This is a genomic window from Sphingomonas sp. IW22 (assembly GCF_041321155.1).
Classification (GTDB): Bacteria; Pseudomonadota; Alphaproteobacteria; order Sphingomonadales; family Sphingomonadaceae; genus Sphingomonas.
Genome location: NZ_JBGGWB010000001.1, coordinates 1,427,445 through 1,438,403 on the forward strand (window position 1 = coordinate 1,427,445; position 10,959 = coordinate 1,438,403).

Below are 10,959 nucleotides of genomic sequence, written 5' to 3' on the forward strand. Positions count from 1 at the left end.
CGGTGGACAGGGGCCGCTCACCGGTTCGGAATAAGCATCATACCGCGCGCAGGCCTTGCGTACGGATGCGGTCGATCAGGTCGCGATGGCGTGGCAATCCGCCCAGCAGCTTTTCGGTTTGCGTCCGGTTTTCCCGCAAGGCGCGTTGCGCGGCACGCATGTCCGCCTCCAGCGCGGTAGGCTCCACCTCGGTCCTGAATCCCATGCCGTACAGGACATATTGATAGCTGGCCGCCGGGAACACCTCTTCCACCCGGTCAAACTCGTCATGATACCAGGGCGACTGCCAGCGCCACAGGTCCAGCAGGTCGCGCAGCCGGTCGGGCACGCTGTCCATGCGCTGATTGTCGCGCCAGAACTCGGTATCCTCGCGCTTGGTCAATACATAATGCAGCTTGAGAAAGTCGACGATCCGGCCCCAGCGATAATGGGTGGTTTCGTTGAAACGGCGGGCGATGACATCCATCACCTCACGCCGCTGCGGCATCTGTTCGGCGATCAGCTTGGCCGACAATTCGATCAGAACGATCGCCGACGCTTCCAGCGGTTCGAGGAACCCGGCGGCCAGTCCGACAGCGACGCAATTGCCCTTCCAGAAGGTTTCGCGGTGGCCAGCCCGGATGGGAATCTTGCGGACCGACAGACCATCGGCGGCAGGGCCGGCATAGGCGCGCAGTTCCCGCTCCGCCGTCTCGTCATCGACATGGGCGCTGGAATAAACATAACCCATGCCGCGCCGCGTCGGCAGGCCGATGTCCCAGATCCAGCCCGCCGACTGGGCGGTGGACAGGGTGTGCGACGCGATGGGGCTGTCTTCATGCTCGTGCGGGACCTGCACCGCCATCGCGGTATCGCAGAACAGCACGTCGTTCAGCGGGCGAAAGGGCACGCCCATCGCCTCACCGATCAACAGCGCCTTGAAACCGGTGCAATCGACGAACAGGTCGCCCTCAATCGTCCCGGCCTGTTCGGTGTCGAGATGCGCGATATCGCCATTTTCGGCCATTGCCACATGGCGCACATCGGCCAGCACATGGCGCACGCCCAGCTTGGTCGTGCAATGTCGCATCAGGAAATCGGCGAATTTCCCGGCATCCAGATGGTAGGCGTAATTGGCTACCGCTTCGAATTCGGGCGTGGCAATCGTCTTGGGCGCAAGGCCGTCGTCGCAGATGCGGCCCTGCGGGCAGACGGCGTCACAGAAACTGTCGGCATCGTCGTTGGCCGCCAGCCAGTGCGGCGCCAGATTCACCTGGGCAAAGCTTTTGGGCAACATCAGCGGGTGGTAATAGGCGTCGTCGACCGCCCCCGTCGTCCACCGCTGAAACCGCGCGCCTTGTTTGAAGGCGGCATCGCATTCGCGGAAAAAATCGGTTTCGCTGACACCGATCTTGGCCAGGGTGGTGCGCAGCGTCGGCCACGTCCCTTCCCCCACGCCGATAATCGCGACGTTGGGCGATTCGACCAGCGTGACGCTGAACGTCCCGGCGTCGATCCTGCTTTTGTGGCGCGCGGCGATCACGCCCGCGGTTAGCCAACCGGCGGTGCCACCGCCGACAATCACGATGTTGCGTACAGGCCCGGCCATGCCGTCACTCTACAATAAAGAAGGGGCCGGGAAACATGTTCCCGGCCCCAGTAGGGGATCAGAAGCGGAAGCGAACGCCGCCGGTGAAACGCCGGCCATATGCGAACACATCGAGCAACTGGTTCGAATAGCGACCGTGCGTGCTCTGCGTTTCGTTGAAGACGTTAAGCGCTTCGACGAACACGCTGTAGTTTTCGGTGATATCCCAGCTCGACGACAGGTCGACCTGGATCGCTTCGTTCACGAACGTCGGCTCGGCACCATAGATCGAGTTGTTCTGCGCCTGACCGAACTGCGACAGATACTTGTCGCGCCAGTTGACCGCAGCACGGATCTGGAACCCGTTCTTGTCGTAGAAGCCGACGAAGTTGGCCGAGTTGGCCAGACCCGTCACGGCGAAGCCGCTGGTCGACAGGTCGGTCTCATCATACGGCTTGTTCGTGTTCACGAACGTGGCGTTGGCGTTGAAGCCGAAGCCCGAGTCGCCGAACACCTGCTGCCATGCCAGCTCGACACCGCGAACCGTTGCTTCCGGACCGTTCACGCGTGCCGAGACGGTGAACTGCGCCGGCTGACCGGTGGTGGGGTCGATGACGTCGTTGATCGTCTGGCGCGTGGTACCCGCGACGACGAAGTTCGACACGTTCTTCAGGAACACGTTCACGGCCGCATAGGAGTTGCGGGCGTAATACCATTCCACCGCCGCGTCGAAATTGTCGGCCAGGTACGGACGAAGCGCCGGGTTGCCGCCGGTCGCGGTCAGCGCGCCGACGCGCTGGCCAGCACCGACGTTCAGCACCGGCGTCAGCGTGTTGAGCGCCGGACGCGTCAGCGTGCGCGAAGCGTCGAAGCGGATATGCAGGTTGTCGGTCACTTCCAGCTTCATGTCGATGCTGGGCAGCAGATAGGAATAGCTGCTGCTCGTGCTGATCGGCTGCGTCGGGCTGAACGCCAGCGTCAGCAGCGTCGGGTCAGCCGTGCTGCCCGTGATCGATACCGGCACGCGACCCACGCCCGTCGAGGTCAGGTTGGTATTTTCCTGACGCAGACCGGCGTTGAACCGGAACGGCATGCTGGCGATTTCGGTGTTGAAGTCGACCCGCACGAACGCGGCCCACGTCTTTTCCAGAATGTCCTGTACGCTGCCCGGATCGAGCGCGAGGTCAAGCGTCCCGCGATAGCCGAGCAGACCGTCGCTGCCGGCCGGGTTGGGATAGTTGAAGCCCGGCACGTTCTGGGCATAGGGATTACCCAGGCCTTCCAGGAAACGCTGATACGAACGCGGATCGTACATCAGCAGCGGCGACGGGAGCGAACCGGAGAAACCGGGGATCCAGTTTCCGGTGTCGATGGTGCCGGTGTACAGGCTGGTCGGGATCGGAACGCCGGTGGTGCGGCCCGATGCGCCGCCGTAACCGGCATAGGCCTGCCAGAAGTTGTTCACGAAGGTGTTGCGGTTCTCAAGCTGGAACCGGTCCTCCATGTACATGCCGCCCGCGCGGATCTTCAGGTCGTCCTGTTCCCAGGCGACGCTGCCGCGCAGCTGCTTGATCTCGTCGCGGTTGAACTGCGTCGAGCGGACGGTCACGTGCGAGCCGATGATCGACGGATCGATCCAGCGCGACTGATCGCCGGCCGGGCCGAAGGTGGTGAAGACCGGGAAGCTGTTGCGGCTGTCGCCGGTCACCTGAACGCCCAGCGTCGTACCCAGCGCACCACCATAACCGATGTCGCCGTTTTCGTCGCCGATGCGGCCGTCCGGGTTCTGCTTGCTGAGCGAGTAGGCGCCGTCCAGCTCGAACTTCAGATTTTCGGTCGCATCCCACTTCAGGTTGATGCCCGCCTGGTTGGTTTCACGCAGCTGGCTTTGACGGCCCGACACGAAGTCGGTCGGCGTACCAGCCTGGGTGAAGTCGACGACCGTGCCGTTCTCGTCACGCTCGACGTTACGCAGGTCGCCCTGGTTGAACCACACGCCGAAACCATAAATGTCGGTATTGACCGTCTGGCGCGAATAATTGTCGTCGATGGTCAGCAGCAGGTTATCCGACATCTGGAACTGCAGCGCCAGGCGGGCGTCCAGACGCTCGTCCTTGGTATAGCGCTGGTCGGCGCCATATTGCTGCTGGTACCAGCTGGTCAGCGACCGGATTTCGTCCGCGTTGCGGTTTGCGGTACCGCGCGCGCTGGGACGGCAGACGGTCGCGTTCGAACCCGCGATCTGGCACGGTGCCAGCTCGGCACCCTGCCAGCCCGACACGAACACGCGATTGGTCTGGGTGTCGCGACGGGTATAGACCGCGCTGCCCAGAATACCGATCGTGTCGTTGGCGAAGGTCTTGCTGTACAGCGCGCCGACGGTGGGGACGAGCGTTTCTGAATCATCCTGATACGACCCGCTGGCCGAGATCGCGATCCGCTCACCCATCTTGTCGAAGGGCTTGGGATAGCTGATGTTGACCGTCGCACCGATCGAGCTGGACGACAGCGTCACGTCGGGCGTCTTGTATACGGCCAGCTGACCCACGAAATCCGAGCCGACCGTGGTGAAGTCGACCGAACGACCACCAGCCGAGGTCGCAAGGCGACGGCCGTCGACCAGCGTTTCGTTGAAGTCGCCGCCGAAACCACGAACGGTGATGCCCTGCGGCTCACCACGTGCGCCCGAACGGTTGATCGACACGCCCGGCAGACGCTGCAGCGAAGCGGCGACGTTCGAATCGGGGAACTTGCCGATGTCTTCAGCCGAAATCACGTCGACCACACCCGGCGAGGTACGCTTGATATCCAGGTTGCGCTGAAGCGAGCCACGGATACCGGTGACGATGATGTCCTGGGTCGCTGCTGCGTCCGCGCTGGGAACTGCATTGCCCTCAGCCGGAGCCGTATTTTCACCAGCCGCGTTCTGGTCCTGGGCCATGGCGGGCGTCGCAAGGGCGATCGCGGCCAGGCTGGCGCTACCGGTCAACAGGCAACGCAGCGCGCCGCCATTGATACCGGTAACAAAATTATTGCGGAAAACCCCCTTCATAAAGCTCCTCTCCCGTCCACTCGGTTCTTTCAAATTGGCCGCTTGAATAACGGTCCAACCTGACCCGTGACCGGACATACCGGCCGTCGTGCTCACCCGTCATGGTTTGACGTGGTAGCGGTATCCGTATCTCGTTTTTCGGCTGGCGACAATCGCATTTGTCGGGCTACATCGTGACTGTTGCAAACCGGCCACGGACCGGGGGCAGGAGGGGAAAGCGCCGATGACGGCCAGTCAGATCGAACTATTGAACGCCGGCGACCACGGCGCGCTCACGCTGGGCGCGCTGACGGGGGCGCCACCGCATTTCGTGCAGATCGTGCTCGACGAATTTCCGGCAGCGGCCAGCCTGTGCCCGATTTTCCTGACCAAATCGCCGCAGACCGGGGATTTCTATGTCGGGGCGATGCTGGGCTTCAAACCCGAAGAGCCCGTGCTGGTCGACAATGCGGAGCGCAGTGGCTTGTTCGAACCGCTCGACTGGGCACGCCGCGGTTTTTACCTGTCGGGCGAAGATGTCGCCGTGAACGTCAACGATCCCCGCTTTTCCGATCCCGACGGCGAGCCGATGTTCGAGCGCGACGGCCGACCCACCCAGCCGCTCGGCACGATGATCCGCAATCTTGGCCGGTTACAGGCAGGGCTTGATTGGACCGGCAAGTTCATCGACGCGATGCTGCAACATCGGCTGGTCGAGCCGATCGACGTCTCGCTCGATTTCGACGATGGGGAGCGCCTGAACCTGGCGGGCCTTTATACCATCAGCCTCGATTCGCTGGGGGAGCTGGACGATGCGGCCGCCCTTTCGCTGTTCCGCGCAGGACAGCTTCAGGCGGCCTATATCATGTCTCAGTCGCTGCGACAGGTCGGGCGGCTGGCCCGGCGCCGCAACCAGCGGCTGGCAGCAGGATGACGAGCACGGTCGACGCCATCGACGCGACAGCGGTCGGCGATGCATCGGCCTTTTTCGAGCAGGTGGTGCTTGCCTGCAAACCGCTGATCCTGCGCGGTGCGTGCCGCGACTGGCCGGTGCTGACGGCCGCGCGCCAATCGGATGCACGGTTGTTCGAATATCTGAACGCCTCGGCCAGCGAGCGCGCGGCGGAGGCGTTTGCCGGCGATGCCGGGATCGCCGGCCGCTATCATTATGCAGAGGGTCTGGACGGTTTCAATTTCGAACGGCGCACGCTGCCTGTTCGTGATGCGCTGGCCGCTGTCGCCGAATGTGCCGCCGCGGGGGATCGCGGCGACCTGTATCTCGGCTCGCTACCCGCGGACAGCTATTTCCCCGACTTCGCCGCCGCCAACATGCTGCCCTGGCTGCCGCCAAAGGTGGGCCCGCGCCTGTGGGTCGGCACCGCATCGACCGTCGCCTGTCATTATGATCGTTTCGACAATGTCGCTTGCTGCATCGCGGGCGAGCGCCGCTTCACGCTGTTTCCGCCAGATGCAATCGGCGACCTGTATGTCGGACCGATCGACCACACCATGGCGGGGCAGCCCGTCGGTCTGGCCGTGGGATCGGCACCCGGCGATCCGCGCTATCCCCGTTTCGAAGCATGGCGCGACGATGCGCTGATTGCCGATCTGGCGCCTGGCGACGCGCTGTATATGCCCAAGCTGTGGTGGCATCAGGTGGAAGCGCGCGGGCGGGTGAACCTGTTGGTCAATTACTGGTGGGACGCCTTTGCCGCCGGGCCTGATTCGCCCTTTACGGCGATGATGCTTGCAATGGCCACGCTGGCTGAGCGGCCGGCGGGCGAGCGCGCGGCGTGGCGCGCCTTTTTCGACCATTATGTGTTCCGGCCTGAGCGTCACCCGCTGGAGCATCTGCCGCCCGAACGGCACGGCATATTGGGGCCACTGGACCAGAATCGCGGACGCATCCGCGCGATGGTGATGCAATGGCTGCGCGGCGGACGCTAAGGCCCGCCGCGCCAGCGCCTTAACGCGTCAGCCGGGCTTCGCCCCACACCACCGGCAGGGCATCGCCCGCTGGCCCGTCACCCTCGGCGCGTGCGACCAGTTCGACGATCTTGGCGCCGCTTACATCAGCCTGCACCGGCACCGCCGCCTGCCCCGCGCGCACCGGCGCCGACTTGGTGACAAGGCGACCGTCGGCATAGACCTCGAACACCACCGGCCGGTCGCGCATGGTGGCGCCGTCATCGACCCCGACATTGGCGGCAAAGCGGGTGTTTCCGCCTTCGTTGCGCACTTCCAGCCGTGAATTGGCCAGCACGCCCAACCCTGTATCGATCCGCTGTCCGGCGACCCGAAGCGGCGTCATGAAGGGGGACCGATCCGCCTGCGCCCCACCCCAGCCCGCATATTGCGGATGCTCCCCTGCGCCGCGCGTGCCGACCCAGGGGATGATCGAATGGTGGATGGTCGGATCGCCCTTTGGGGTCACGATGCCGTCCTCCGCCGGGTTCACCTGTCCGGGCACTTCGGACAGATAGATCCCGTCAAGCAGAGCCCGCGTGCCGCGTGCGGTGAACATCAATGTCTGGTGGGGTCCAACCTCGAATGTCTGTTCCTTGGTGAACTGAACGCCCTTGCCGCCCCACAGGTCGGTCAGCGCCACCGGCCGATCGGCGCGCATCTTGAGCTGATCGGCGGTCAGCACTGCCTTCATCGGGCTCAGCCCGCGGTTGAAAATCGCCACGCCCTTGTCGCCATTGGCCAGCGTCTTCACCAGGATCTGCACATCGTCGGACAGATAGGCGGGCACCGCCTGATGCCCGGCGGGATCCTGGTTCAGCGCGATCAGCGCCTTGTTGCCGAACAGCGCGATCTGCTCCGGCGTCGCCTTGCGCAGGTCGTATCCGATCAGCAGCGGCGCGTTGGTGATCGCCCACAACGCAAAGTGCGAGCGCGCCTCCGTCATGTGATTCGCGTCGAAGTCGCCCTGCCCCACGAACAGCATGTCGGGATCGTTCCACGACCCCGGATGGGCGTAGAGCGCGCGCGTCAGCGTCGTGTCGAAATTGGTCAGCATCCGCGACCAGTTCGACGTGATGTCGTCGCTGGTGCGAGAGATGTTGCCGACATCCTTGGCCCAGCTGCGAACGTCGGACGAGCCCCACAGGCAGATGGAGAACAGATATTCGCCGTCCGGATTATGGCGCTTCAGCGCATCGGCCACATCCTGATACAGGCCGCGTACCGCCGGAATATCGGTCCGGCCGATCGCGTTCATGTCGATCAGCGGGTCGAGCTGGCGGTAATTGCCGTTGCGGACATGTTCGGCATCGGCGCCCAGCCCGCGCACCCCGCATCCATCGACCTTGATGTAATCAAAGCCCCATTCGGCGAAATACAGCGCGATATCCTGGTCGGCATGCCCGTACAGGCCGACTTCGCGTTCGGCGATCGTCCCTTCCGGCTGGTTGGCGAAATTGGGGGTATAGATCTGCCCGCAGCTGTTCCGACCGATGTCGGTGTAAATGCCGGCCTTGAAACCCATGGCGTGCAGCCGGTCGGTCAGCGGTTTGAAGCTGGTGGTATCGCCCTTGCCGATATCGGCGGAGGGAAAGCGGGCGGTGCGGATGACCATGCGCTGGTCGCTCTGACGACGCTTCAACCACCAGCCGTCGTCGATGTTGATATAGCGATAGCCCGCCGCCGCCAGCCCGCTGTCGCGGATGACCTTGGCGGACGCCATCACCTTTTCCTCGTCAACGTCGCTGTAAAAGGCGTTCCAGCTGTTCCAGCCCATCGGGGGCACCGGCGCCTGCCCGGCCTGATTCGCGGTCCACCGCCCTTTCGCCGCCATCGATTCCTGCGACTGCGCCTGGGCACTCGCCGCCGCCATTACCAGTGCGCTGGCGAGCAGCAGCCTGAATCCCGTTTTTAGCGCCATGACCCTCTCCGCCGATTGACCCGGTTTTTTGTCCGACTAAACTGTGCGCGAGAATAAGGGGAGAGGTCAATGTTCGCGCGCCGGTTTACCGCCGCCATGGCGCCTGCGGCAGCCGCCGCGCCGATCGCGGGCCGGGCCGCAACCGTTACCGCGCCGCAGCATGGGAAATGCTTTTCACGCTGACCGATCTGGTCAACACATGCTTACAAAGACTGGGAGAGAGAGATGTCCATCCGTTCGGTTCTTGCCGTCGCCCTGCTGGCCAGCGTGACAGCGCCCATCGCGGCACAGGAAAAATACGGCACCGCGCCGGGTTCGAACCCGTTGTTCCGCGACAAATTTACCGCCGACCCCGCGCCGCTGGTCGTGGGCGACACGCTGTACCTCTATACCGGCCACGACGTCGCGCAGCGTGACGAGATGTTCAACATGCAGGAATGGCTGGTCTGGTCGACCAAGGACATGAAGACGTGGACCGCCCATCCGCCCATCATGAACGTCAAGGACTTCAAATGGGCAAAGAAGGACGCCTGGGCCGCGCAGACGATCGAGAAGAACGGCAAATTCTATTTCTATGCCGCGGTCGAGCATGACGACACCCATCCGGGCAAGGCGATTGCCGTCGGCGTTTCGGACAAGCCGACCGGCCCGTTTGTCGACGCCAAGGGTTCGGCCCTGATCACCAACGAAATGACGCCCAAGGGCACGCACAGCTGGGAAGATATCGACCCCACCGTCTTCACCGACGATGACGGCACAACCTGGATCGCATGGGGCAACCGGCAGGCCTATATCGCCAAGCTGAAGCCCAACATGATCGAGATCGACGGCGAGATCACCGAAATCACGCCCCCGCATTTCGAGGAAGGCCCCTGGCTGCACAAGCGCGGCGACCTGTATTATCTCACCTATGCTTCGCTCGACCGCAAGACGCACCGGGATGAGCGCATCTCCTACTCGACGGCGACGTCGATCAAGGGGCCGTGGACCTATCGCGGCGAACTGGCCGATTCGGGCAAGTACAGCTTCACCATCCATCCGGGCATCGCCGCCTTCAAGGGCAACTGGTACATCTTCATGCACAATGCCACGCTCACGCTGGGCGACCTGAACGGCTCGATCGGACGGCGCACGGTGACGGCGGAATATCTGCGCTACAATCCCGACGGTACGCTGAAGAAAGTACCCCATACCGAGGCGGGTGTGACCGCCCCCGCGCCCGCCGATGCAGCGGCCGATTAAGGGACGAAACAACGATTAACCCGTCTGGTCATTGCTAGATGTTAGCGCTATCCGGGCGTCACCCGGTCAGTATCGCGACAGGAGAGGAACATATGAACGCGAACCGCACCCCCAAGGGCCCCCTGCTTGTGAGCGCGCTTGCGCTGGCGCTTGCAGCCTGTTCGGGCGGCGCGCCCGACGCGGGCGAAAATGCCGCCGCGTCAAACGACATGATGGCCAATGCCAGCGCCGATGCCGTCGGCCCCAATGGCCGCCGCTATCTGTCGCAGCCGCTGGTCACCGAGATCTACACCGCCGATCCGTCTGCACATGTGTGGGGCGACGGCAAACTGTACGTCTATGGCAGCCATGACATCGACGGCGACGCGGTCGAGGACGATCTGGGCGGCCATTTCGAGATGCGCGACTATCGCATCCTCAGCATGGACGAACCCGGCGGCAAGACGACCGTTCACCCCGTCGCGCTGGACGTGGACGACGTGCCCTGGGCCGAAAAGCAGATGTGGGCGCCCGACGCCGCGTTCAAAAACGGCACCTATTACCTGTATTTCCCCGCCAAGGACCGCGAAGGCGCATTCCGCATCGGCGTGGCCACGTCCAAGTCGCCGGTCGGCCCGTTCAAGGCCGCGCCCGAACCGATCAAGGGCAGCTTCTCGATCGACCCGTCGGTGTTCGCCGATGGCGGTGAGCATTACATGATCTTCGGCGGCATCTGGGGCGGTCAGCTTCAGCGCAATACCACCGGCACCTATGACCCCAACGGGTCCAAGACCGACATGGGCAAGCCGAACGAGCCGGCGCTGGCGCCCAAGATCGCCAAGATGTCGGGCGACATGATGGAGTTCGCCGAGACGCCGCGCGACGTCCAGATCCTGGACGAATCGGGCAAGCCGATCCTGGCGGGCGACACCGACCGCCGCTTCTTCGAAGCCGCCTGGATGCACAAGCGCGGCGATACCTATTATCTCAGCTACTCGACCGGCGACACGCACTATCTGGTCTATGCGACCGGCAAGTCGCCTTACGGCCCCTTCACCTATCGCGGCCGCATCCTTGAGCCGGTGAATGGCTGGACCACCCACCATTCGATCGTCGACTGGAAGGGCAAGACCTATCTCTTCTATCACGACGTCCAGCTTTCGGGTCAGACCCGCCTGCGCAACGTCAAGATGACCGAGCTGAACTATAATCCGGACGGGACGATCCAGACCATCGACCCGTACCAGAAGTAAC

7 protein-coding genes are annotated in these 10,959 nt (G+C 63.6%); 4 read left to right on the forward strand and 3 right to left on the reverse strand.

Features of this window, described 5'->3' with window-relative positions; translation table 11 throughout:
- Positions 1 to 37: 37 nt before the first annotated feature.
- Both ACAX61_RS07190 and ACAX61_RS07195 read right to left on the reverse strand, forming a co-directional pair.
- Positions 38 to 1,588 (reverse strand): tryptophan halogenase family protein, encoded by a 1,551-nt coding sequence (locus ACAX61_RS07190; RefSeq protein WP_370714089.1) that lies wholly within the window; start codon positions 1,586 to 1,588, stop codon positions 38 to 40.
- A 58-nt stretch (positions 1,589 to 1,646) separates the two neighbouring features.
- The gene (locus ACAX61_RS07195) at positions 1,647 to 4,619 is read right to left on the reverse strand and encodes a TonB-dependent receptor (protein ID WP_370714090.1); all 2,973 of its coding nucleotides are present in this window, start codon (positions 4,617 to 4,619) and stop codon (positions 1,647 to 1,649) included.
- A 223-nt stretch (positions 4,620 to 4,842) separates the two neighbouring features.
- Between ACAX61_RS07195 and ACAX61_RS07200 the strand changes: the two genes are divergently transcribed.
- Positions 4,843 to 5,532 (forward strand): SapC family protein, encoded by a 690-nt coding sequence (locus tag ACAX61_RS07200; protein WP_370714091.1) that lies wholly within the window; start codon positions 4,843 to 4,845, stop codon positions 5,530 to 5,532.
- The gene (locus ACAX61_RS07205; RefSeq protein WP_370714092.1) at positions 5,529 to 6,545 is read left to right on the forward strand and encodes a cupin-like domain-containing protein; all 1,017 of its coding nucleotides are present in this window, start codon (positions 5,529 to 5,531) and stop codon (positions 6,543 to 6,545) included. Before ACAX61_RS07200 ends, ACAX61_RS07205 begins: the two co-directional genes overlap by 4 nt.
- A 19-nt stretch (positions 6,546 to 6,564) precedes the next feature.
- On the opposite strand, the gene ACAX61_RS07210 is transcribed toward ACAX61_RS07205, so the two are convergent.
- Positions 6,565 to 8,484: an NPCBM/NEW2 domain-containing protein gene (locus tag ACAX61_RS07210; RefSeq protein WP_370714093.1), complete on the reverse strand. Its 1,920-nt coding sequence runs from the start codon at positions 8,482 to 8,484 to the stop codon at positions 6,565 to 6,567.
- A 225-nt stretch (positions 8,485 to 8,709) separates the two neighbouring features.
- On the opposite strand from ACAX61_RS07210, the gene ACAX61_RS07215 reads away from it, so the two are divergent.
- A complete protein-coding gene (locus ACAX61_RS07215; RefSeq protein ID WP_370714094.1) occupies positions 8,710 to 9,726 on the forward strand; it encodes a glycoside hydrolase family 43 protein in 1,017 nt (338 codons plus the stop codon).
- A 209-nt stretch (positions 9,727 to 9,935) separates the two neighbouring features.
- Positions 9,936 to 10,958, forward strand: coding sequence for a glycoside hydrolase family 43 protein (locus ACAX61_RS07220; RefSeq protein ID WP_370714937.1), 1,023 nt, complete (start codon positions 9,936 to 9,938; stop codon positions 10,956 to 10,958).
- The last annotated feature ends 1 nt before the right edge of the window (position 10,959 follow it).